Origin of the sequence: Micromonospora sp. NPDC020750 (assembly GCF_044334565.1) — a bacterium.
Lineage (GTDB): Bacteria > Actinomycetota > Actinomycetes > Mycobacteriales > Micromonosporaceae > Micromonospora.
Map to the genome: position 1 here is coordinate 382,621 of NZ_JBIRTH010000001.1, position 22,790 is coordinate 405,410.

The 22,790-nt window shown below is 73.3% G+C and carries 18 protein-coding genes; 9 read left to right on the top strand and 9 right to left on the bottom strand.

What is annotated here, in order from left to right:
- The first annotated feature begins 28 nt into the window (after positions 1–28).
- The gene (locus tag ACH4T9_RS01885; RefSeq protein WP_396669315.1) at positions 29–706 is read left to right on the top strand and encodes a GPP34 family phosphoprotein; all 678 of its coding nucleotides are present in this window, start codon (positions 29–31) and stop codon (positions 704–706) included.
- A 290-nt stretch (positions 707–996) separates the two neighbouring features.
- Here ACH4T9_RS01885 and ACH4T9_RS01890 read toward each other — a convergent pair whose 3' ends face one another.
- Together ACH4T9_RS01890 and ACH4T9_RS01895 are read right to left on the bottom strand one after the other, a co-directional pair.
- Entirely contained in the window at positions 997–2,721 is a 1,725-nt protein-coding gene (locus ACH4T9_RS01890) for a phospho-sugar mutase (protein WP_396669316.1), read from the bottom strand.
- A 66-nt stretch (positions 2,722–2,787) separates the two neighbouring features.
- Entirely contained in the window at positions 2,788–4,920 is a 2,133-nt protein-coding gene (locus tag ACH4T9_RS01895) for a serine/threonine-protein kinase (RefSeq protein WP_396669317.1), read from the bottom strand.
- 207 nt (positions 4,921–5,127) lie between these two features.
- Between ACH4T9_RS01895 and ACH4T9_RS01900 the strand changes: the two genes are divergently transcribed.
- Positions 5,128–6,711, top strand: coding sequence for a methylmalonyl-CoA mutase (locus ACH4T9_RS01900; protein WP_396669318.1), 1,584 nt, complete (start codon positions 5,128–5,130; stop codon positions 6,709–6,711).
- Between the two features lie 451 nt (positions 6,712–7,162).
- A complete protein-coding gene (locus ACH4T9_RS01905; protein WP_396669319.1) occupies positions 7,163–8,425 on the top strand; it encodes an amidohydrolase in 1,263 nt (420 codons plus the stop codon).
- Here the strand turns inward: ACH4T9_RS01905 and ACH4T9_RS01910 are convergent.
- Positions 8,382–9,314, bottom strand: coding sequence for a DUF4349 domain-containing protein (locus tag ACH4T9_RS01910; protein ID WP_396669320.1), 933 nt, complete (start codon positions 9,312–9,314; stop codon positions 8,382–8,384). The genes ACH4T9_RS01905 and ACH4T9_RS01910 overlap by 44 nt on opposite strands.
- 115 nt (positions 9,315–9,429) lie before the next feature.
- Between ACH4T9_RS01910 and ACH4T9_RS01915 the strand changes: the two genes are divergently transcribed.
- From ACH4T9_RS01915 to ACH4T9_RS01930, 4 genes are read left to right on the top strand one after another with little or no spacing between them, the layout of a single operon-like run.
- Positions 9,430–10,059 (top strand): MBL fold metallo-hydrolase, encoded by a 630-nt coding sequence (locus ACH4T9_RS01915; protein WP_387020393.1) that lies wholly within the window; start codon positions 9,430–9,432, stop codon positions 10,057–10,059.
- 4 nt (positions 10,060–10,063) lie between these two features.
- On the top strand, positions 10,064–11,104 hold the full coding sequence (locus ACH4T9_RS01920) for a hypothetical protein (protein ID WP_396669321.1): 1,041 nt from the start codon (positions 10,064–10,066) through the stop codon (positions 11,102–11,104).
- Positions 11,105–11,109: 5 nt separating this feature from the next.
- The gene (locus tag ACH4T9_RS01925) at positions 11,110–11,886 is read left to right on the top strand and encodes a hypothetical protein (protein WP_396669322.1); all 777 of its coding nucleotides are present in this window, start codon (positions 11,110–11,112) and stop codon (positions 11,884–11,886) included.
- Between the two features lie 41 nt (positions 11,887–11,927).
- Positions 11,928–12,890, top strand: coding sequence for a GNAT family N-acetyltransferase (locus ACH4T9_RS01930; protein WP_396669323.1), 963 nt, complete (start codon positions 11,928–11,930; stop codon positions 12,888–12,890).
- Between the two features lie 75 nt (positions 12,891–12,965).
- Here the strand turns inward: ACH4T9_RS01930 and ACH4T9_RS01935 are convergent, their stop codons facing one another.
- On the bottom strand, positions 12,966–13,421 hold the full coding sequence (locus ACH4T9_RS01935) for a gamma-glutamylcyclotransferase (RefSeq protein ID WP_396669324.1): 456 nt from the start codon (positions 13,419–13,421) through the stop codon (positions 12,966–12,968).
- A 106-nt stretch (positions 13,422–13,527) separates the two neighbouring features.
- Between ACH4T9_RS01935 and ACH4T9_RS01940 the strand changes: the two genes are divergently transcribed.
- Entirely contained in the window at positions 13,528–14,931 is a 1,404-nt protein-coding gene (locus ACH4T9_RS01940) for an NAD(P)H-quinone dehydrogenase (RefSeq protein WP_396669325.1), read from the top strand.
- A 15-nt stretch (positions 14,932–14,946) separates the two neighbouring features.
- Here the strand turns inward: ACH4T9_RS01940 and ACH4T9_RS01945 are convergent, their stop codons facing one another.
- Positions 14,947–15,783 (bottom strand): SDR family oxidoreductase, encoded by an 837-nt coding sequence (locus tag ACH4T9_RS01945; protein WP_396669326.1) that lies wholly within the window; start codon positions 15,781–15,783, stop codon positions 14,947–14,949.
- A 209-nt stretch (positions 15,784–15,992) separates the two neighbouring features.
- Positions 15,993–16,601, bottom strand: coding sequence for a DedA family protein (locus tag ACH4T9_RS01950; RefSeq protein ID WP_396669327.1), 609 nt, complete (start codon positions 16,599–16,601; stop codon positions 15,993–15,995).
- Between the two features lie 550 nt (positions 16,602–17,151).
- Here ACH4T9_RS01950 and thrS point away from each other — a divergent pair.
- Entirely contained in the window at positions 17,152–18,372 is a 1,221-nt protein-coding gene (gene thrS, locus ACH4T9_RS01955) for a threonine--tRNA ligase (RefSeq protein WP_396669328.1), read from the top strand.
- Between the two features lie 62 nt (positions 18,373–18,434).
- Here thrS and ACH4T9_RS01960 read toward each other — a convergent pair whose 3' ends face one another.
- Genes ACH4T9_RS01960 through ACH4T9_RS01970 form a run of 3 tightly spaced genes read right to left on the bottom strand, consistent with a single transcriptional unit; the run spans position 18,435 to position 22,692 of the window.
- Entirely contained in the window at positions 18,435–20,486 is a 2,052-nt protein-coding gene (locus ACH4T9_RS01960) for an ABC transporter ATP-binding protein (RefSeq protein ID WP_396669329.1), read from the bottom strand.
- Positions 20,483–22,216 carry an ABC transporter ATP-binding protein gene (locus tag ACH4T9_RS01965; protein ID WP_396669330.1) on the bottom strand — a complete coding sequence of 578 codons (1,734 nt, stop codon included), beginning with the start codon at positions 22,214–22,216 and terminating at the stop codon, positions 20,483–20,485. The genes ACH4T9_RS01960 and ACH4T9_RS01965 overlap by 4 nt, the downstream gene beginning before the upstream one ends.
- Positions 22,210–22,692, bottom strand: coding sequence for a MarR family winged helix-turn-helix transcriptional regulator (locus ACH4T9_RS01970; protein ID WP_396669331.1), 483 nt, complete (start codon positions 22,690–22,692; stop codon positions 22,210–22,212). Before ACH4T9_RS01970 ends, ACH4T9_RS01965 begins: the two co-directional genes overlap by 7 nt.
- Positions 22,693–22,790: the final 98 nt, after the last annotated feature.

Here is a 22,790-nt window from a genome sequence, read left to right on the forward strand (position 1 = left end):
GGGCGCGCAGGCGCTACCGTCTCCGGCCATGACTGGTGTTGCGCTTGCCGAAGAGCTGCTGCTCCTCGCCTACGACGACGAATCCGGCAAGGCGACCATGCCGCGGATCAGCCTCGACCTCGGGATGGCCGCCGCGGTGCTGATCGAGCTGGCCCTGGCCGGCCGGATCGCGTACGCCGACGGGAACCTGGTGGTCGCCGACCCCACCGGAACGGGCGAGCCGACCCTCGACGAGGTGCTGGCCCGGATGGCCGCCGACACCCCGAACACCCCCTCCTCCTGGGTGCAGCGGCTGCGCCACGGCCTGCGCGACCGGATCCTCGGCGACCTGGTCGCCCGGGGCTCGGTGCGCGACGTCGAGGAGACCGAGTTGGGCTTCATCAACGTGCACCGCTACCCGGCGGCGGACCCCTCGGTGGAGGCGGACAGCCGCCGCCGGCTCGCCGAGGCGCTGGCCGACGGGCAGCTCCCCGACGAGCGGACCGCCGCGCTGGCCACCCTGGTCGCGGTGCTCCGGATGGAGCCGGCGCTCGGCCTGACCGGCGACGCTGCCCGGGACGCCCGGGTACGGCTGGAGGAGATCGCCGGCGGGGCCGGCTTCTCCGGCACGGTCGGCCTGGACGCCTCGGTGGTCCGCCCGTCGGTGGCGCTGGTCGTCACCGCCCTGGGCGCCGCCGTCGACGCCGCCCTCGGCAAGCGCGCCTGACCCCTCCGGCTGGGACGGACGACGCGGGCGGCCTGTCCCGCCCATCGGACCGCTCCGATCCCGCCCGCCCGCCGCCACCACCCACCACCCGCCGTGCATGATCGCGCACAAACACGGAAAGAGTGGCCTCGCAGCAGTTCGAGGCCACTCTTTCCGTGTTTGTGCGACAAACTCGGTCCGGCCCACCCACCCCCCCGCCTATCCCGCGTTGATCAAGAAGTTTGCGTCAGCGAGCGCGTCATCGGCGACGCAAACTTCTTGATCAACTTTGCGGGGGTGGGGATGGCGGGTCAGAGGTTCAGGGTGGTGGCGATCTCGGTGCGGAGGGCAGCCGTGGCCGTGGCCGCGCGGGTGCGGGCCGCCGGCACGTCGCCGTCCGTGACCGGCTCCACGACCTCCAGGTACGCCTTGAGCTTCGGCTCGGTGCCCGACGGGCGGATCACCACCCGGGCCGTGTCGGTGCGCAGGATCACCACGTCCGCCTCGGGGAGCAGGTCCCGAGCCTCGGTGACCGGGTGCCCGAGCAGCGTGGTCGGGGTGGCCGCCCGGACCCGGGCCATCGCGTCGGCGATCACCCGCAGGTCGTCCACCCGGACGGAGAGCTGGTCGGTGTGGTGCACGCCGAACTCGGCGGCCAGCTCGTCCAGCCGGTCGGTCAGCGTGCGCCCCTCCGCCTTGAGGCCGGCGGCCAGCTCGGCGACGGTCAGCGCGGCGGTGATGCCGTCCTTGTCGCGTACGTGTTCCGGGGCGACGCAGTAGCCCAGCGCCTCCTCGTAGCCGAACACCAGCGGCGCGGACCCGCCGCCGGCCCGGACGATCCACTTGAACCCGGTCAGCGTCTCGTCGTACGGCAGGCCCCGGGCGGCGCACATGGCCCGCAGCAGGGACGACGACACGATCGTGGTGGCGTACAGGCCCTGTACGCCCCGGCGCATCAGGTGGTCGGCGAGCAGGGCGCCCACCTCGTCGCCGCGCAGCATCCGCCAGCCGCCGGGCTGCTCCTCGGCCGTGACCGGAGGCCCCGCAGGCGCACTCCTCGCGCTCGCCGGCCCGCCGTCGCGGACGGCCACCGCGCAGCGGTCCGCGTCCGGGTCGTTGGCGATCGCCAGGTCCGCGCCGGTCCGCTCGGCGAGCGTGACGAGGCGGTCCACCGCCCCCGGCTCCTCCGGGTTGGGGAAGCTCACGGTCGGGAAGTCCGGGTCGGGCTCCGCCTGCTCGGGCACCACGCCGGGGATGCCGAACCCGGCGTGGGCGAAGGCGGCGGTCAGCACCGCCGCGCCCACCCCGTGCAGCGGGGTGTAGGCCACCTTCAGGTCCCGGGGGCCGGCCGGGTCGATCACGGCGGCGGCCCGGTCCACGTACGAGGCGACCAGGTCGTCGCCGAGCACCTGGCCGGCCGGGCCGAGCGGCACCTGGGCGAGCGGGCCGACCGCCCGGATGGCCGCCTCGATCCCGGCGTCGGCGGGCGGCACGATCTGCGCACCCGCGCCCAGTTCGCCGCCGAGCCGGGCACCCAGGTACACCTTGTAGCCGTTGTCCTGTGGGGGGTTGTGGCTGGCCGTGACCATCACGCCGGCCGCCCCGTCGAGCTGCCGCACCGCGTACGCCAGCACGGGGGTGGGCAGCGGGCGGGGCAGCAGCAGCGCCGGACGGCCCGCGCCGGTGGCGACCTGGGCGGTGCGCTCGGCGAACTCCCGGGAACCGTGCCGGGCGTCGTACCCGATCACCAGCGGGCCGGTCGCGCCCTGGGCGGCGAGCCAGCCGACCAGCCCGGCGGCGGCCTGACTGACCACGGCGAGGTTCATCCCGTTCGGGCCGGCCCGCAGCGGGCCGCGTAGCCCGGCGGTGCCGAAGGTCAGCGGCCCGGCGAACCGGTCGGCCAGCTCGGGCGCGCTCGCCGGCAGCCGGTCGAGCACGGCTTGCAGCTCCTCGCGGGTGGCCGGGTCGGGGTCGTCGTCGAGCCACCGCCGGGCCTGGTCGCGAATGTCGTCAAGGTCAATGGGTTCCGCCGCCATGCCTCTTGATAGCAGGCGGCGGATCACCACGTCCCGTCGGCCTCGCTCCGGTCGGCCCGGTGGGGCTCAGTTCGCCCCGCCGAGCTTGAACGACTCCACCATCCGGTCGAAGATCGGCTTGCTCTCCGCGAACCGGGCGTCGGTGGAGGAGAGGTAGAACGAGTAGACCTTCCCCTCGTGTACCACCCCGCGCCACACGCCGTGCCGCATGCCGTCGCCCTCGCCGCAGGTGTACTCGAACTCGGCCGCCGCCTGACCGTCCAGCTTCTGCTCGGTCATCGACACCTGGTTGTACGGCTTCGGGCAGGAGGTCGACTTGGTCCGCAGGCCCTTCTCGGCGACCTCGGCCCAGCGCTTCGACGACGTGCCGCCCCACTCCTCGGAGAGGATGCGCACCTTACGGCCGCTGTCCTCCGGGTCGACGAAGTCGACCCACACGCCGCCTTCGGCGCTGTTGCGCTGCCAGCCCTTGGGCACCTGCACCGTGACGCCCCGGGCCGACTGCTCCTGCATCTCCACCGGCGCGGCGGCGGCGGTGGGCTGCGCCGAGGGGGTGGTCGGCCGGTCCGGGTCGTCGCCGCCGCCGAACAGGACGACCGCGCCGACCAGCAGCAGCACGACGAGGCCGCCGGCCGCTGCGAGCTGCACCTTGCGCGGCCAACCCTTGACGGTGGCGACGAGGCCGCCGACCCCGCCGGGGGCGCCGCCGGCCGGGGCGGGCGCGGCGGCCGGGGCGGCCCACGGCTGGCCGGTGCCGGGCACCGACCACTGGCCGCCGCCGTACGTCCCGCCCATCCGCTGGGTCACCCCGGGCGGGCCGCCGAAGCCGGGCACCGCCTGGGTGGCGTCGGGCTGGCCGGCCCGCTGGGCGGTGTTCGCCCCTACGCCGAACGGGACCTGCTGGGTGGCGTCCGGGCGGGGCCCGAACGGGACCTGCTGGGTGGCGTCGGGCGATGTGCCGTACGTCACATTTTGGGTGGCCTCCGAAGACCCGCCGTACATCCGACCGGCCGGCGACGTCGGCGCCTGCGTGGGCATCGCCCCGGTGGGGGTGTGCAGCGGGCCGGCGAGCGCGTCGGCGCTGGTGTCGTCCAGCGCGGCGGCGCTCGCGGCGGCGGCGGTCTTCTTTTTCGCCTTCTCGCCCCGGCGCAGCGCGGCCAGCCGGTCGGTCAGCGACTCCTCGGGGGAGAGCATCGCCCGGCCGCCAATCTGCCCGCTCGGCTTCGGCTCCGGGGCGGGCGGCGGTGGCGGGGCGACCACCGGCCGCTGCACCGGCACCACCGCGTACGGGTCGGTGACCGAGTTGACGGCGGTCGCGGTGCTGGTCAGCGGGCCGGCCAGCAGCTCGCGCAGCATCGCCCGGGAGGTGTGCACGTCGAGCCGGCGGGACGGGTCCTTCTCCAGCAGTCCCATCAGGACCCGGGTCAGCGGACCGCTGCGCTGCGGGGTGGCCGGCGGATCCTCGACCACGGCGTGCATGGTCTCGATCGGGTCGCCCTTGTCGAACGGGGGGCGGCCCTCGACCGCCGTGTACAGCGTCACGCCGAGGGAGAAGAGGTCGCTGGGCGGGCCGAACTCCTGGCCCATGGCCCGCTCGGGGGAGATGAAGTGCGGCGAGCCGAGCACCATCCCGGGGGTGGTGAGCTGTACGTCGGTGGGGAGCTTGGCCACCCCGAAGTCGGTCAGCACGCACCGGCCATCGGTGCAGATCAGCACGTTGGCCGGCTTCACGTCGCGGTGCAGCACGCCGATCGCGTGCGCCACCTCCAGCGCGCCGAGCAGGGCGATGCCGATCTTGGCGACCGCGCGGGGCGCGACCGGCCCGTCCTCGATCACCATGTCGGCCAGGCTGCGGGCGTCCAGCAGTTCCATCACGATCCAGGGGCGGCCACCTTCGGTGACCACGTCGTACACCTGGACCACGGCAGGGTGCTGGATGGCCGCGGCGGCGCGGGCCTCGCGCAGCGTCCGCTCGTACATCGAGTCGCGGTCGCTGGGGGCCAGGCCCGGCGGAAGAATTACCTCCTTCACCGCCACGTCGCGCCGCAACAGGGTGTCTGTGGCACGCCAGACCGTGCCCATGCCGCCGTTGCCCACCGCGGACCGGAGCGAGTAGCGACCACCGATGGTGGTGCCGGGCGCCGCGCGTCCGTGGGGTGGACTGACTGGTCCGCCGCTCCACGTCGGGATCTGAGTCACAGAAAAGCCACCGGGGGAAATCGAGGGGGCTGGGACACAACTCCCCTATCTTGCTGGTTCCGACGCCCGATGCGAAACCCGACGCGACGGACGTTTACCGAACTCCACGGTACGTGTCCGATTGCTCACCCTGAGGTCGGCGAAAGTCAAGGGCCCTGTGCGGAATCCCTCACCCGTCGATGCACCGGCGCGTCCTACCATCCGGGGATGAGCGAACGGCGGTCAAGCGAGTCCGGCTTCCCCATCAAGGGCCTCTACACGGTGGATGACCTGCCCGAGGGTCTGGACTCCCGGCTGGGCGCCCCCGGCGAGTACCCGTACGCCCGCGGGGTTTATCCCACCATGTACACGTCGCGCCCGTGGACCATGCGCCAGTACGCCGGCTTCGGCACCGCCACGGAGTCCAACGCGCGCTACCACCAGCTTCTGCGGGCCGGCACGATGGGTCTCTCCGTCGCCTTCGACCTGCCCACCCAGATGGGGTACGACTCCGACGACCCGATCGCGCACGGCGAGGTGGGCAAGGTCGGGGTGGCCATCGACTCCGTCGAGGACATGCGGCTGCTCTTCGCCGGCATCCCGCTGGACAAGGTCTCCACCTCGATGACGATCAACGCGCCGGGCTCGGTGCTGCTGCTGCTCTACCAGCTCGTCGCCGAGGAGTCCGGGGTCGAGGGTTCGGCGCTCAACGGCACCATCCAGAACGACATCCTCAAGGAGTACATCGCCCGGGGGACGTACATCTTCCCGCCGAAGCCCTCGCTGCGGTTGGTCGCCGACACGTTCGCCTACTGCCACAAGGAGGTGCCGAGGTGGAACACCATCTCCATCTCCGGCTACCACATGGCCGAGGCCGGCGCGACGCCCGCGCAGGAGATCGCGTTCACCCTGGCCAACGGCGTCGAGTACGTCCGGGCCGCGCTGGCCGCCGGGCTGGCCGTGGACGACTTCGCGCCCCGGCTGTCGTTCTTCTTCGTGGCCCGGACGACCCTGCTTGAGGAGGTCGCGAAGTTCCGCGCCGCCAGGCGGATCTGGGCCCGGCTGATGCGCGACGACTTCGGGGCGAAGAACCCGAAGTCGATGATGCTGCGTTTCCACACCCAGACCGCCGGCGTGCAGCTCACCGCCCAGCAGCCCGAGGTCAACCTGGTCCGGGTGGCGGTGCAGGGGCTCGCGGCCGTGCTGGGCGGCACCCAGTCGCTGCACACCAACAGCTTCGACGAGGCCATCGCGCTGCCCACCGAGAAGGCCGCCCGGCTGGCCCTGCGCACCCAGCAGGTGCTGGCGTACGAGACGGACCTGACCGCCACCGTCGACCCGTTCGCCGGCTCGTACGTGGTGGAGGCGATGACCGCCGAGATCGAGGCGGCGGTGGTCGAGCTGATGGACCGGGTGGCCGATCACGGCTCGGTTGTCGACGCCATCGAGGCGGGCTTCCAGAAGCGGGAGATCGAGCAGTCCGCGTACCGGTTCGCGCAGGAGATCGACTCGGGTGAGCGGGTGGTGGTCGGGCTCAACCGGTTCACCATCGACACCGACGAGCCGTACGAGCCGCTGCGGGTCGACCCGGAGATCGAGGCGGCCCAGGCCGAGCGGCTGGCCACGCTGCGCGCGGAGCGCGACGGGGACGCCGTCGAGCGGGCCCTCGCCGAGCTGCGCGCCGCTGCCGAGGGCACGGAGAACGTGCTCTTCCCGATGAAGGAGGCGCTGCGGGCCCGGGCCACGGTGGGCGAGGTCTGCGGCATCCTGCGCCAGGTCTGGGGGACGTACCGCCCGAGCGACCGGTTCTGACCCCCTGCCGGCCGCCCCGGCACGTGTGTGCGGCCCGGGGGCGATGGGTAACCCGTCCGGGTGAACGGGACGGACAGCGTGTGCGCGAGCGCCGCGTCCCGTCGTGTCACCGTCGGGAGTCGCCCCGCCGCGTGTGCGGTCGGCTAATTGTCCGAGTGGCGGGTAGCCGAAGCGACTAATGCGACAATTTGGGAAACGGCTGCCCCGGATCGACGGTGATTTCGGAACGCCGACTCGGTTACGGGTTGTAGGAGGTGTGGGGCAGATGACGACGTTCGACCGCGATCTACCTGCTGTCCCGCAGATTGTCGAGCCCTTCCACCAGGGCTTTCGTGACGCTGCGCCATCTGATCGCTACGGGAATGAAGTTGCACAGCGTCACCGTCGGAGGTCTAGGCTGTCTGCTGTCATCCCCGATGATCCATCCATTTCTAGTGATCGAGATATCGACGTGACGAGTGCGTTGACGCTGCCGAACGGCAGCAAGCTGGCGTTGTCGGACTCGCCGGAGGCGCCGTCCGGGTCCCAGCCCCTGCCCGCCGAGCTGGACCACCTGCTCGCCCTGCGGGTGCCCGGGCTCATCGCCACCCGCCGGCACATCCACTCCCATCCGGAGCTCTCCGGCGAGGAGTTCGAGACCGCCGCCCTGATCGCCCGCGAGCTGTCCCTCGCCGGGCTGAACCCGCGCATGCTGCCGAAGGGCAACGGCGTGATCTGCGACATCAACGGCCGCCCCGACGGCCCCGTCGTCGCGCTCCGCGCCGACATCGACGCGCTGCCGCTCAACGATGTCAAGGATGTGCCGTACCGGTCCACGAAGGACGGCGTGTGCCACGCCTGCGGGCACGACGTGCACACCACCGTGATGCTCGGCGTCGGCATGCTGCTCGCCCAGCTCGCCGACCTGGGTGAACTGGACGGCCGGGTCCGGCTGATCTTCCAACCGGCCGAGGAGATCCTGCCCTGCGGCTCGCTGGAGGTCATCGAGGCCGGCGGGCTGGACGACGTGGTGCAGATCTTCGCTGTGCACTGCGACCCCAACCAGCCGGTCGGCAAGATCGGCCTGCGGGTCGGCCCGATCACCGCCGCCGCCGACAACGTCACCGTCAAGCTCACCGGACCGGGCGGGCACACCGCCCGCCCGCACCTGACCGTCGACCTGGTCGACGCGCTCGGCCGGCTGGTCACCGAGGTGCCCGCCCTGGTCGCCCGCCGGGTGCCGGCCAACAGCGGGTTGCTGCTGGTGTTCGGCCAGGCCTTGGCCGGCACCCGGAACAACGTCATCCCGTCCGAGGCGAGCGCCTCCGGCACCCTGCGGGTGATGGACCGCGACACCTGGGCGCAGGCTCCCAAGATCGTCGCTCAGGTGGTCCGGGACGTCATCGCCCCGACCGGCGCCACGGTCGACCTGGAGTACCTGCGCGGCCGCCCGCCGGTCTGCAACGACGCCGGGGCGATCCAGGTGCTCACCGCCGCCACCGTGGCGGCGCTCGGCCCGGACGGCGTGGCGGAGACCCCGCAGAGCATGGGCGGCGAGGACTTCTCCTGGTACCTGGAGCACGTCCCCGGCGCGCTGGCACGCCTCGGCGTCGGCCGGGCCGGCCCGAACGTCGACCTGCACCGGGCCACGTTCGACGTCGACGAGCGGGCCATCCCGTTCGGCGTCCGACTCATGGTGCAGACCGCGCTGCGGGCACTGGCGGCGACTCGCTGAGCGCCGGCGCCGGCCTGCGCCGGCGCCGGCGCAGCACCGCCACCAGCAGCGCCACGGGCACGCCCAGCGCCACCGCGAAGGGCAGCAGCGCGCCCAGCACGGTGAGCAGCACGCCCAGCGAGGCGACGAACGCGTCCCAGCCGCCGCGCAACCCCACCAGGAATCCGGTCCCGTCCTTCTCCTCGTCGGAGGAGGTGTCGGCGTCCGACCCGACCAGGGTGAGGGTGATGGTGGAGAGCGCGGTCAGGTCGGCCAGCCGGCGCTTCTTCGCCTCCAGCGAGGCGAGGTCGGCCTCCCGCCGGGCTACCTCGCCCTCCAGCGTCACCAGGTCGTCGATCGAGCTGGCCCGGGCCAGCAGCTTGCGGCCGCTCTCCACCCGGGCCCGCTGCGTGATGATCCGGGCGTCCAGGTCGACGGTCTCCTCGGTGACGTCCTCCGTACGGATCGAGCGGCGCTCCTGCCGGCCCAGCTTGGCCAGGTCCTCCACCACGGCGGTGAACCGCGCCGCCGGCACCCGCAGCTCCAGTTCGGCGCGGGCGTTGTCGCCCGTGCTGCTGCGTTCGTCGCCGCCGACGAAACCGCCGACCGCGGTGGCCGCCGTGACGGCGGACCGGGCGGCGGCGTCCACATCGTCCACCCGCACCCGGATGTTTCCCGTGTAGATGATCGACCGCTGGTCGACCCGTAGGTCCGGCGCACCGCCACCGGTGCCGGCCTTCGCCCCTCCCGCCTCGGCCGGGCCTGCACCGGCCGGCGCCGCCTTCTCCGGCGCCGATGCGGCCGAGTCCTCCGATGATTTCCCACCGCTGAGGCCACCGCACCCACTGACCGCCAGCAGGGCCGCCAGCCCCACCGCGGTCAGCAGTGCACCTCGTGCGCGTCCGTCCATTCCCGCTCCCCCTGTTCCTGGCCCGTCGGGCGATACGTCAGACGTGACGCGAAGACCCGTGGGTTCCGGCAGACTGCGCTGTGGGACGTCACGATTTGGTAATCAGGGGGTCATGATGCAACTCACCAAGTACGCCCACTCCTGCCTCCGGGTCGAGCACGACGGCGGGGTGCTGGTCGTCGACCCGGGCGGGTTCAGCGACCCGGCGGCGCTGGACGGGGCGGACGCGGTGCTGATCACCCACGAGCACCCCGACCACCTCGACGTCGCGGCGGTCACCCGGCAGCTCGACCGCCGGCCGTTCCGCGTTTACGGCCCGGCCTCGCTGGCCGGTCTCCTCGGCGACGCGGCCGAGGCGCTGGACCCGGTCGCCCCCGGGCAGTCGTTCACCGCGGCCGGCGTGCCGGTCCGGGCGTACGGCGGGCGGCACGCCGTCATCCACCCGGACATCCCGGTGGTGGACAACCTGGGGTACCTGCTCAACGACGTGGTCTACCATCCCGGCGACTCCCTCGTGGTGCCCGAGGACGTCCAGGTGGACACCCTCTTCGCGCCGATCCACGCCCCCTGGTCGAAGTTCTCCGAGGTGCTCGACTTCATCCGCGCGGTCGCCCCGCGCCGCGCCTTCGCCGCCCACGACGGGCTGCTCAACGACAACGGCCTCGCGGTGCTCAACCGTCAGTACACGGCGCTGTCCAAGACCGACTACCAGCGCCTCGAACCGGGCAGCCGGCTGGACGCCTGACCCGGTGCCGCCCCCTCGGGACCTGGTCCGACGGCTCTACGAGGAGCCGCCGGACCGGTTCGTCGCCACCCGGGACGCGGCCGTCGCCGAGGCCCGGCGGGCCGGCGACCCGGCCACGGCCCGGGAGATCGCCCGGCTGCGCCGCCCGACCGTGGCCGCCTGGCTGGTCAACCTGCTCGCCATCCGGCGCCCCGAACTCGTCGCCGATCTGGGCCAGCTCGCCGAGGCGCTGCGCGCGGCCCAGCGCGACCTGCGCGGCCCCCGGCTGCGGGAACTCTCCGCCCAGCGGCGGGCGGTGGTCGCCGCGCTGGTGGCCGAGGTGCGCCGGCTGGCGGCCGACGCCGAGGGTGGCCCGCCGGGCGGGAAGCTGCCCCTGGCCGAGGTGGAGGCGACACTCAACGCCGCCCTGTCCGACACCACGGTCGCCGAGCAGGTGCGTACCGGCCGGCTGCTGCGGGCCGCCAGCTACGCCGGCTTCGGCGAGGTGCCCCGCCCCCAGCTACGGCTGGTCACCGACGACGCGGAGCCCGCACCGGCCACCCCGGACCGGACCGCCGACCGCGATCGGGACCGCGATCGCGACCGGGCCGCCGATCGGGACCGGGCTGCCGACCGCGATCGGGACCGGGCCGCCGACCGCGATCGGGACCGGGCCGCCGACCGGGACCGGGACCGGCGGGAACGCGACGAGCGGGAAGCGGAACGCGCCGCCCGGGCCGAGCGGGTCCGGCAGCGCCGGGCGCTGGCACGGGAACTGGCGAAGGCGCGTACCGACCAGGGCCGGGCCGAGGCGGAGCTGGCCGGCGCGGCGGACGCCGAGCACGACGGCACCGAGGAACTGGCCGACATCGAGCGCTCGCTGGCCGAGCTGGAACGGCGGCGGGCCGAGGCCGAGCAGGAGCTGAGCCGGCGGAAACTGGCCCGGCGGGCGGCGGAACGCGCCGTCACCGCCGCCCGCCGGCGCACCGGCGAGGTCGAGGGGGCGATCGAGGCGATCGACGCCGAAGAGGGGACTGACGCCGGGGGCGGCGGCGGGGCAGACTGATTGCGATGACGCCGGAGCAGGTCGCCGCCGCGAGCAAACCGTTCGTGCTGGAGCTCGGGGAAACGTTCACCCGCTGCCCCGGCACGCTGCGCAGGGCCCGCCTGCTGGGCATCTCCGGCTGGGCCTTCTACATCACCGGCCGGGCCGGGGCGCTGGGTGACGTCCGGGCCCCGACGGTGGCCGCCGCCCTCGGCTTCATCGCCCCGGACGCCGTCGCCGACGGCTGGGACGCCGCCGCGCGGGTGATCCGTCCGCTGGAGGTGGCAGCCGCGAACCTCGCCGAGTGCTGCCGCTGGGGCGACGAGCATCTCGCCGCCCTGCCCGGGGCGCGCCGGCTGGGCGCGCTGCTGCGCCGGGTGGTCGACGCGGCGGACGCCAGCGGCATGCCGCTGTTCGCCGCCTGGCGGGCCATGCCGGTGCCGACGGACTCCCCGGGTGCCCGAGCCGCCGTCGGGTTGCTGCTGCTGCGCGAGCACTTCGCCGGGGCGTATCTGATGGCGGTGCGGGCCGGCGGGATGACCCCGCTGGAGGCGGTGCTGGCCGGGCCGGAGGGGGAGGCCGGCGCGCTGGCCTGTGGCTGGCCGCCGCCGTACCCCCGGGTCGGGCCCCTGGTGCGGCGGCGGTTGTGGGCGGAGGCGGTGACCGACCGGCTGGTCGCGGCGGGCTTTCGCGGCCTCGCCCCCGGCGAGGGCGCCGAACTGCTGGACCTGCTGGCCACCACCCGCGCGCAGGTGCAGGGACGGCCCACCCAGCGAAATCCCGACCGGCCGGAACGGAGATAAATGGGCAGCGGCGGGCGGTGGGCTGCTGCCAGGATCGCCGGATGACCCTTCCCGTTGGCTGGAGTGCCCGCCGCCCCACCCTCGACGACGTGCCGGCGATCCTTGCGGTGGTGCACGCCGCCGACACCTTCGCGATCGGCCACCCCGACTTCGACGCCGAGGACATCGAGGCCGCGCTGACCGCCCCCTTCGTCGACCCGGCGCTCGACTCCTGGCTGGTCGGTGACCACGACGGGAGGGTCGTCGGGTGGACCGTGGTGGACAACCCGACCGGGGTGGGCCGGGAGTTCGTCGACGTCTACGTCGACCCGGTGCGCGCCGAGGCCGCACGCGTCCCACTGCTCGCCCGGATGCTGGGCCGGGTCGCCGAGCGGGCGGCCGAGCGGGGCCTGTCCGCGCTGACCGTCCGCACCGCCGCCTTCGCGCCGGAGACCCGGTGGGTGGCGGAGCTGGCCGAGGCCGGCTTCACCCGGGCGAAACGGTACGTGCGGATGAGCAGGACACTGACGGGCCTGCCCCCCGAGCCGCCGTGCCCGCCCGGGGTGACGATCCGCCCGTTGCACGTCGGGGACGAGGCCGACCTGCGCCTGTTCCACCGGATCTTCGACACGGCGTTCCGGGACACCTCGGACTACGAGCCGGTCGGGTACGAGCAGTGGCGGGAGCAACTGCCCCCGTACGCCAGGACCTGGGACGAGTGTTTCGTCGCCGAGGTCGACGGGGTGCCGGCCGGTGCGTTGCAGTCGTCCGACCAGGCGTTGGAGCAGGACCAGGGGTGGGTCCGCACCCTTTCGGTGCTGCCGGCGTACCGGCGACACGGGGTGGGCGCCGCGCTGCTGCGGCGGGCCTTCGCGGTCTACGCCGCCAAGGGCAGGCGGTCCGCCGGCCTGGGCGTCGACCTGGCCAACCCGACCTCCCCGGCGACGCTCTACCGCTCGGTGGGGCTGGGCGAGGTGCGGTGGACCGACATGTACGAGCGGGTGGTTCCGGCGGTCGGTGTGTGACCGGAGCCGCCCACCGGGGGGCGGCTCCGCGCGCCGCCACCCACCCGGAGCAGACTGGGGGGCGTGGTAGACGCGCTACGCCGACGCGGTGCCGGTGGGGCGGGACCGCAGCTCGCTGACGTAGTCGTCGGGCGCGCCCGCCTTCTCGGCGGCGTTGGCGATCTCCGACAGGTACCACGCCGTCGGCAGGCCGCCCTCGTACCCGTCGAAGACGTAGACCCAGGCGGTCACGTCCCCGTCGAGGGTGGAGACCCGGACGTGCAGCTTGCGGTACGTCCCGGAGGTCACCCCCTCGATGTCGTCGAGCTGGCCGGCGTCGTACGGGTTGATGTCGTAGAGCGCCACGAACACCCGCTCGCCGGGGGACTCGACGATGGTGCTGACCGCGCCCTCCCAGCCGATGACGCCCTCGCCCGCGAATGTGAGCCGCCAGCCTTCCAGCCAGCCGATGCCCACCATCGGCGAATGCGGACAGTAGGCACGCATCCGGGCGGGGTCCAGGTTTGAGCCGTAGGCGGCGTAGTGACGCACGGCGATGACGATAGCCCTACGGACGGGCGGGGGAGAATACGACGGTGCGTGTCGGACGTGTCGGAGAGAAGAAAGTCACCGTGAGCATGGACGAGGGGCGAGAGCTGTGAGCCAGATCGTGATCATCGGCGGGGGGCCGGCCGGGTACGAGGCGGCCCTGGTCGCCGCCCAGTTGGACGCTGATGTCACCGTGGTGGAGGCCGACGGGGCCGGCGGTGCCTGTGTGCTGTCCGACTGTGTCCCGTCCAAGACCTTCATCGCCAGCTCCTCCGTGGTCACCGGGTACCGGGACACCGAGGAGTTCGGGGTGCACTCCGACGGGCTGGAGGCGGTCACCGTCGACGCCCGGACGGTGCACGAGCGGGTCAAGCGGCTCGCCCTTCACCAGTCGGCCGACATCCACGCCAAGCTGCTGAAGGCCGGCGTCACCTTGGTGGCCGGCACCGCCCGGCTCGGCGAGGACACGCTCGGTCACACCCACCGGGTCGTCGTCACACCCGCCGACGGGGGCGAGGAGTACTCGATCGCCGCGTCGACCGTGCTGGTCGCCACCGGGGCCACCCCGCGCCAGCTCCCCACCGCCGTGCCCGACGGCGAGCGCATCCTGACCTGGCGGCAGGTCTACGACCTGCCCGAGCTGCCCGAGCACCTGATCGTGGTCGGCTCGGGCGTCACCGGGGCCGAGTTCGCCAGCGCGTACCTGGCCATGGGGGTCGAGGTCACCCTCGTCTCCAGCCGGGACCGGGTGATGCCGCACGAGGACGCCGACGCCGCGATGGCAATCGAGCGGGTCTTCCGCTCCCGGGGGATGACCATCCTCAACAACTCCCGCGCCGAGGGCGTCCGCCGCACCGCCGACGGGGTGGAGGTGGAACTGGCCGACGGCCGGCTGGTGCAGGGCTCGCACGCGCTGATCGCCGTCGGGTCGATCCCCAACACGGCTGGCCTCGGCCTCGACGAGTACGGCGTCGAGCTGGCCCGGGGCGGCTACGTCAGCGTCGACCGGGTGTCCCGGACCAACGTCCCCGGCATCTACGCCGCCGGCGACTGCACCGGGGTGCTGCCGCTGGCCAGCGTCGCCGCGATGCAGGGCCGGATCGCGATGTGGCACACGCTCGGCGAGGCGGTCCGGCCGCTGCGGCTGCGTACGGTCGCGGCGAACGTCTTCACCGACCCGGAGCTGGCCACCGTGGGCGTCTCCCAGGACGAGGTGGACGCCGGCAAGACGCCCGCCCGCGAGGTGATGCTGCCGCTGGGGGGCAACGCCCGGGCGAAGATGGACGACCTGGCCGACGGCTTCGTCAAGCTGTTCTGCCGCCCGGCCAGCGGCCAGGTGATCGGGGGCGTCGTGGTGGCCCCGAAGGCGAGCGAGCTGATCCTGCCGATCACCCTGGCGGTGGAGAACAACCTCACGGTCAACGAGCTGGCCCAGACGATCACCATCTACCCGAGCCTGTCGGGCTCCATCACGGAGGCCGCCCGCCAGCTCATGCTGCACGAGCTGGAGTAGCCGCGGGGCCGGGCGTCAGCGGAAGGTGTCGGCGTGGTTGGCCGCCCATTCGCTGTACGGGCGGGCGGGGCGGCCGGTGACCGCCTCCACCGTGGTGGTGACCTGCTCGGGGTGGTCGACGAAGGCGGCCCAGCCGTCCAGGGCCGACGCGGCGAAGGCGGCGTTGCCGAACGCCCCGGCCAGCAGCGCGTGGGCCTCGTCGCGGGGCATCTCCGCCCAGCTCAGCTTCCGGCCGAGCGCCCGGCCGATGGCGTGCACCTGCTCCTCCTGGGTCAACGTCGCCGGGCCGCTGAGCAGGTGGCGGGTGCCCAGGTGCCCGTCCGAGGTCAACGCGGCGACCGCCACCTCGGCGAGGTCCCGCTCGTGGATCAGCGAACGGGCAGCACCCCCGTACGGCCAGCGCACCACGTCACCGGCGCGGATCTGGTCGGCCCACATCAGCGTGTTGGCGGCGAAGCCGGTCGGGCGCAGGAACGTCCACCCCGCCCCGGATTCCTCGACGGCCCGCTCCACGACCGCCCAGAACGACTCCGGCTGATCAGCCGCGCCGGGGGCGGAGAGGTAGACGATCCGTGGCACTCGCGCCGCGATCACCCGCGCCACCTCCGGGGCGGCTCGGCGGGCCAGCGCCGGGTCGGCGGAGGGCCAGATCAGGAAGACCGCGTCGACCCCGGTCAGGTGCGGGGCGAGCGACGCCGGGTCGGCGAGGTCGGCGGCCACCACCTCCACCCCGGCCGGCAGGTCGGCGGCGGCGGGATTCCGGCTGACCGCCCGGACCGGTTCGCCGCGTGCCGTCAGGATCGACACCACTTCCCGACCGACCGTGCCGGTCGCCCCCGTCACCAGGATCATCTCCGCCTCCTCGCCTGACTCCGGGCGTCGCCCGCCCGCTTCCTCAGACGGTAGGAGCTGAAGCGAAGTTGAGGTCAACCTCTCGCCTTCGGCCCTTTGGTCTCACGCGACGTTGCGCCGGGTGTTCCCGATCCGGGCGACCACGTCGAGGTGTCTGCCCAAGCCGGTGACGTCAGACTCATCCGGCGGAGCCCGAGGCCCGCCGGGGGTCATTCCGTAGGGGCCTCGGGGCGGGCGTTGCGGGCGCCGAACGCCGTCATCGCCCAACCGGCGGCGGCGAAGCCGCCCGCCGCCGCACCGGCGATCACCAGCAGCTGCCACGCCGACTCGGTCAGCGCCGTCCCGCCCAGGTGCCCGACCAGCGCCCCGTACGTGGCCCAGCCGGCCGCCGCCACCGCCTCGTACGTCAGGAACAGCCGGTACGGGTACCGGCTGCGGCCGGCGGCGAAGCAGGCGGCCATCCGGCCGCCCGGCACGAACCGGCAGAGCAGGATCACCAGCGGACCGGGCCGGCGCAGTCCCTGGGTCATCCGTCCGGCCATCCGGCGGACCCGGCTCGGCTCGGCCTGCCGGCCCTGCCGGCGGTCCGGTGCGCGCCGGCCGACCAGGTAGCAGGCCAGGTCGCCGACGAAGACGCCGAGCGCGCCGACCCCGATGGTCAGCGGGAGGCTCAGCCCGCCGTAGACGGTGAGCGCCCCACCGGTGATCATGATCGCCTGGGTGGGGATGACCGGCACGAACGCGTCGACCGCCAGCAGCCCGAGCAGCGCCAGGTACGCCCACAGCGGCGACGCCATGTGGGTGAGTAGCTCAAGCACGACTGACACCTCGCCGGGTCCGGCAGATCGGGTGCCCCGAGCCTGGCCCCGTGGCGGGGGTCACCGGAGCCCACCCTGGCCGGTGGTGACCACCGACACGACGGTTCCGGCCCCCGACGTGCCAGGATGCGGCGGCTCGGCCGCCCTGAGCGACCTCGGCGTACGGGCCGAGCCGGGCGGCGGATCGGCTACGGGCGGCGTACCGTTGTCGGCGCGCGGCCTCGGGCGCGTCGGGCCCCCCGTTTCCGACGACCGGGCCGCCGCGGGCCGCCGGCAGGTCCCGTGCCGGCGGCCCGCTCCTACGCCGTCGGCCCGCCGCACGCCCGCCCGGGCGCGGTGCGCGCAGCCGGCGGGCCCCGAAATCGGATGCGTGCCGGCCCGCCGCCGGTCTACCGTCTTTCCATGCGCAGCGCGGTATGGACCACGACGCCGGGAAACCCCGGCGCGCCGCACTGACGTCACCGTCATCGAGGCCCCGGGGCGAACCGCCCCGGGGCCTCGCGGCGTTCCCGGCCAGGTCGCCTCCGGGTCGTACCCGAGGGAGAGCGACATGACCGACCACCGCAGGCTCGGCCGGGAGCTGGAACTGTTCGTCTCCGACCCGCTGACCGGCGCCGGCCTGCCCATCTGGCTGCCGGCGGGCGCTGCCGCCCGGCACGCCGTCGAGGCGTACGTCCACGAGCTGGAGCGACGGGCCGGCTACCAGCACGTCTACTCGCCGCCGCTGGGCAAGCGGGAGCTGTTCGAGCTCTCCGGCCACCTCGGCTACTTCGCCGACGACATGTTCCCGCCGATGCGGCTGAGCCCGGACGACGAGTTCGTGCTCCGCCCGGCGCTCTGCCCGCACCACGCCTTGGTCTTCCGGGCCCGGGGCCGGTCCTACCGGGAGCTCCCGCTGCGGGTCGGCGAGCTGGGCGGGATGTACCGGGCGGAGCGTTCGGGGGTGCTCGGCGGGCTGTCCCGGGTGCGCGCCATCTCGCTCAACGACGCGCACAACTTCTGCGCCCTGGACCAGGTGGGTGAGGAGGTCGCGGCGATCCTGGCGCTGATCCGCGAGGCGCACGCCGCGCTCGGCGTCCGCCCGGCGGGGTTCCGGCTGTCGCTGCGCGGTCCGGGCCAGCGGTACGTCGGCACCGACGAGCAGTGGCGCCGGGCCGAGGACCTGCTCCGGGAGGCGCTGAACGGCGTGGACGTCGTCGAGGCGCCCGGCGACGCCGCGTTCTACGGGCCGAAGATCGACATTCAGGTCGCCGACCCGACCGGCCGGGAGTCCACCCTCGCCACCGTGCAACTCGACTTCGACAAGCCCGAGAAGTTCGACCTGTCGTACACCGGCTCCGACGGCGGCCGGCGGCGGCCGGTGATGGTGCACCGCAGCCTGGTCGGCAGCATGGAGCGGTTGTTCGCCCACCTGATCGAGGCGCACGACGGCGCCTTCCCACCCTGGTACGCCCCCGTGCAGGTGACCGTGCTCCCGGTCGACCCCGACGATCCGGGCCAGGCCGCAGCGGCCGACCGGCTCGCCCGGGACGCCGTCGCGCTCGGCCTGCGGGCCGAGGTCGACGGGGGTGGGTCGCTGGGCTCCCGGATCCGCGACACCGCCCGTCGTCGGGTGCCGTACGTCGCGGTGCTCGGTGCCCGGGAGGCGGCCGACGGCGCGGTCGCACTGCGCCTGCGCGACGGCCGCCGCCTGGACCCACGGCCCGCCGCCGACGCCCTGGCCCTGGTCGCGTCGGTGGTCGCCACCCGGTCGGCGGCGCTGCTGCCCTGACCCAGGCCCGTCACCCGGCCCGGGGCCGGTCGCCGCTGTCGCTGGATCCCCGGACACGACGATCAGCCCTGGACCGAGGCGGCGGGCAGCGACACGGGGTCGGGGGGGAGGGCCGGATCGGGCTGGCTGAACTGGGACTGGTAGAGCCGGTGGTACGCGCCCCGGGCGGCCTGCAGCTGATCGTGGGTGCCCTGCTCGACGATGCTGCCGTTCTCCATCATCAGGATCAGGTCCGCGTCCCGGATGGTGGAGAGGCGGTGGGCGATGACGAAGCTGGTCCGGTCCGAGCGCAGCGCCGCCATGGCCCGTTGGAGCAGCACCTCGGTCCGGGTGTCGACCGAGCTGGTCGCCTCGTCGAGGATCAGCAGCGACGGCTCGGCCAGGAACGCCCGGGCGATGGTGATGAGCTGCTTCTCGCCGGCGCTGACGTTGCTGCCCTCCTCGTCGACGACGGTGTCGTAGCCGTCGGGGAGGCTGCGGACGAACCGGTCCACGAAGGTGGCCTTGGCGGCGGCGACGATCTCCTCCTCGCTCGCGGTCGGCCGGCCGTACGCGATGTTGTCCCGGATGGTGCCGCTGAACAGCCAGGTGTCCTGGAGCACCATGCCGATCCGGCCGCGCAGGTCGTGCCGGCTCAGGGTGGTGACGTCCACCCCGTCCAGGGTGATCCGGCCGCCGTCCAGCTCGTAGAAGCGCATGATCAGGTTGACCAGGGTGGTCTTGCCCGCCCCGGTCGGCCCGACGATCGCCACCGTGTGCCCCGGCTCGGCGACCAGCGACAGGTCCTCGATCAACGGCTTGTCCGGCTCGTACCGGAAGGAGACGTGCTCGAACTCGACCCGGCCGTGCGGGTCGGTCACCCGGGCCGGCGCGGCCGGGTCGGGGCTCTGCTCGTCGGCGTCGAGGACGGCGAACACCCGCTCGGCGGACGCCACCCCGGACTGGAGCAGGTTCGCCATCGAGGCGACCTGGGTGAGCGGCTGGGTGAACATGCGGGAGTACTGGATGAACGCCTGCACGTCGCCCAGGCTCATCGACCCCGACGCCACCCGCAGGCCGCCGACCACGGCGATCGCCACGTAGCTGAGGTTCCCGACGAACATCATTGCCGGCATGATGATCCCGGAGATGAACTGGGCGCCGAAGCTGGCCCGGAACAGCTCCTCGTTCTTGGCGGTGAAGGCCGCCTCCACCTCGTGCTGCCGGCCGAAGACCTTGACCAGCTCGTGGCCGGTGAACGCCTCCTCGATCTGGCCGTTCAGCTCGCCGGTGTGTTTCCACTGGGCGATGAACTTCGGCTGTGAGCGCTTGGTGATCTGGCCGGTCACCACCACTGACAGCGGCACCGCGACCAGGGCGGCCAGCGCCAGTAGCGGCGAGATCCAGAACATCATGGCCAGTACGCCGATCAGGGTGAGCAGCGAGGTGAGCAGCTGACTCAGGGTCTGCTGGAGGGTCTGCGAGATGTTGTCGATGTCGTTGGTGACCCGGCTGAGCAGCTCGCCGCGCGGTTGCTTGTCGAAGTAGGGCAGCGGCAGCCGGTTCAGCTTCTCCTCCACCTCGGCGCGCAGCCGCAGCACGGTGCGCTGCACCACGCCGTTGAGCAGCCAGCCCTGCCACCACATCAGCAGGCTGCCCGCCAGGTAGAGGACGAGCGCCAGCAGCAGCACCCGACCCAGCGCGGTGAAGTCGATGCCCACCCCGGGCACCAGGTCCATCCGGGCGAGCATGTCGGCGAAGTTGTCGTTGCCGGACGCCCGGGCCGCCGCCACGGCCTGCTCGGCGGTGGTCCCGGGCGGGAGCTGCCGGCCGATCGCCCCGCTGAAGATCAGGTCGGTCGCGCGGCCGAGGAGCTTCGGTCCGTACACGCTGAACCCGACGCTGATCACGGCGAGCCCGACGATGACGACGAGCGGGAGCCGGTGTGACCGCAGCCGCCCCAGCAGCCGGCGGGCCGACGGCCCGAAGTTCATCGACTTCTCGGCCGGCATGCCAGCGCTCGGCAGCGGGCCGCCTCGGTGGCCGCCCTGGGGCAGCCGCGTCGGCGTCTGCGCCTGGCCGCCGGCCGCGGGCCGTCCCTGCGGCGCGGGCTTCTGACCCGGTACGGCGGTCATGCCGGCACCCCCGCGCTCTGCTGGGAGGCGACGATCTCCGCGTACGTCGGGCAGTTCTCCAGTAGCTCGGCGTGTCGGCCCATCCCGACGATGCCCCCGTCCTCAAGCACGATGATCTGGTCGGCGTCGACGATCGTGGAGACCCGCTGGGCCACGATCACCATCGACGCGTCCGCGGTGACCGGCCGCAGCGCCGCCCGGAGCCGGGCGTCGGTGCCGAGGTCGAGTGCCGAGAACGAGTCGTCGAACAGGTAGATCTCCGGCCGCCGGACCAGGGCCCGGGCGATGGCCAGGCGCTGCCGCTGCCCGCCCGAGACGTTGGTGCCGCCCTGCGCGATCGGGGCGTCCAACCCCTCGGACAGTTCGGCGACGAAGTCGCGCGCCTGGGCGATCTCCAGGGCCGCCCACAGCTCCGCGTCGGTGGCGTCCGGGTTGCCGTACCGCAGGTTGCTGGCGATCGTCCCGCTGAACAGGTACGGCCGCTGCGGCACCAGCCCGATCCGCCGCCACAGCTCGTCGGGCGCCAGGTCGCGGACGTCCACCCCGTCGACCAGCACCGCGCCGGCCGTGCTGTCGACCAGCCGGGGGATCAGCGAGAGCAGGGTGCTCTTGCCGGATCCGGTGCTGCCGATGATCGCCGTGGTGCGCCCGGGCGTGACCCGGAAGGAGATGTCGTGCAGCACCGGCTCGCTCGCCCCCGGGTACTGGAACCGCACGTCGCGCAGCTCCAGCTCGCCCCGGCCGGTCACCTCGGTGACCGGCGCGGCCGGCGCGACCACCGAGGAGTCGGTGTCCAGCACCTCGACGATCCGCTCGGCGCAGACTGCGGCGCGCGGCACCATCATCAGCATGAAGGTGGCCATCAGGACGGCCATCAGGATCTGCATCAGGTACACGAGGAAGGCGGTGAGCGCGCCGATCTGGATCTGCCCGGAGTCCACCCGTTGCGCGCCGAACCACAGCACCGCGACGCTGGAGACGTTGAGCATCAGCATCACCACCGGGAAGATGAGGGCCATCAGCCGGCCGGTGCGCAGTGCGGTCGCGGTCAGGTCGACGTTCGCGCGGGCGAAGCGTTCCGTCTCGTACGGCTCGCGGACGAACGCCCGGACCACCCGGATGCCCGTGATCTGCTCGCGCAGCACCCGGTTGACGGTGTCGATCCGGGTCTGCATGAGCCGGAAACTGGGCACCATCCGCCGGATGATCAGCCCGAGCGCGAGCGCCAGCACCGGGACGCAGACCAGCATCAGCCAGGACAGCCCGACGTCCTCGCGCAGCGCCATCACCACCCCGCCGACGCTCATGATCGGCGCGCCGACGAGCATGGTGCAGCTCGTCAGCACGAGCATCTGCACCTGTTGCACGTCGTTGGTGTTGCGGGTGATCAGCGAGGGCGCGCCGAACCGGGCCACCTCGCGGGCGGAGAAGCGGTTGACGTGGCTGAAGATCTCCGCCCGGACGTCCCGGCCGAAGCCCATCGCCGTGCGGGCGCCGAGGTAGGCCGCGGCGATCGAGCAGGCGATCTGGACCAGGCTGACCAGCAGCATCCAGCCGCCGGTGCGCATGATGTAGTCGGTGTCGCCACGGGCCACGCCACGGTCGATGATATCGGCGTTGAGGCTCGGCAGGTAGAGCGAGGCCATCGTGCCGACGAGCTGGAAGGCCACCACCGCCGCCAGCGGGCGGCGGTAGGGCCCCAGGTGGGTGCGGATAAGTCGGATCAGCACGCCGGCTCCTGCGGTCTCGTTTCGGGACTCGTCATCTGTGGCTCCTCTCCGCTGCCGATGACCTCGATCAGGAACTCCCGGATCACGGCTGCCTTCACCGGGTCGGCGTCGACGGAGGTCAGCGGTCCCCTGGTCTGCATGAGGGTGGTGAGCTTGGCGACCTGCTCCCGGCCGGCGGGGGTGAGGGCCAGCCGGACCCTGCGCCGGTCGGCGTCGTCGCGGTGCCGCTCGACCAGGCCGTCGCGTTCCAGCGTGTCGACGATGCCGGTGAGGGTGGCGGGCCGGACGAAGCAGCGCTCGGCGACCGCCCGGTGCGGCAGTTCGCCGAACCGGGCGAGGGTGATCAGGGTGCCCATGCCGGCCTGCGTGAGGCCGTGCTCCTCTGCCAGGTAGCGGTTCCACTGCTGACCGACGAGGTGGCCGGCAGTGACCAACAGACGGCCCAGCGGCACGTCTCCCAGCCCGGTCACGTCCATGTCCCTCAGATTAGCTCCCTGATGGTCAGGCCCCAAACGAATTTACGGACCCCTGCCAACAAGAGCAACGCACCCGCCCCGAGCGAAGTTACCCCCCA

Bases quoted from the DNA above. Each gene is read 5' to 3' on its own strand.
- ACH4T9_RS01885 (WP_396669315.1), top strand. From the start codon at position 29: ATGACTGGTGTTGCGCTTGCCGAAGAGCTGCTGCTCCTCGCCTACGAC.
- ACH4T9_RS01890 (WP_396669316.1), bottom strand. From the start codon at position 2,721: ATGGCGGCGGAACCCATTGACCTTGACGACATTCGCGACCAGGCCCGG.
- ACH4T9_RS01900 (WP_396669318.1), top strand. From the start codon at position 5,128: ATGAGCGAACGGCGGTCAAGCGAGTCCGGCTTCCCCATCAAGGGCCTC.
- ACH4T9_RS01910 (WP_396669320.1), bottom strand. From the start codon at position 9,314: ATGGACGGACGCGCACGAGGTGCACTGCTGACCGCGGTGGGGCTGGCG.
- ACH4T9_RS01915 (WP_387020393.1), top strand. From the start codon at position 9,430: ATGCAACTCACCAAGTACGCCCACTCCTGCCTCCGGGTCGAGCACGAC.
- ACH4T9_RS01925 (WP_396669322.1), top strand. From the start codon at position 11,110: ATGACGCCGGAGCAGGTCGCCGCCGCGAGCAAACCGTTCGTGCTGGAG.
- ACH4T9_RS01930 (WP_396669323.1), top strand. From the start codon at position 11,928: ATGACCCTTCCCGTTGGCTGGAGTGCCCGCCGCCCCACCCTCGACGAC.
- ACH4T9_RS01945 (WP_396669326.1), bottom strand. From the start codon at position 15,783: ATGATCCTGGTGACGGGGGCGACCGGCACGGTCGGTCGGGAAGTGGTG.
- thrS (WP_396669328.1), top strand. From the start codon at position 17,152: ATGACCGACCACCGCAGGCTCGGCCGGGAGCTGGAACTGTTCGTCTCC.
- ACH4T9_RS01960 (WP_396669329.1), bottom strand. From the start codon at position 20,486: ATGACCGCCGTACCGGGTCAGAAGCCCGCGCCGCAGGGACGGCCCGCG.
- ACH4T9_RS01970 (WP_396669331.1), bottom strand. From the start codon at position 22,692: ATGGACGTGACCGGGCTGGGAGACGTGCCGCTGGGCCGTCTGTTGGTC.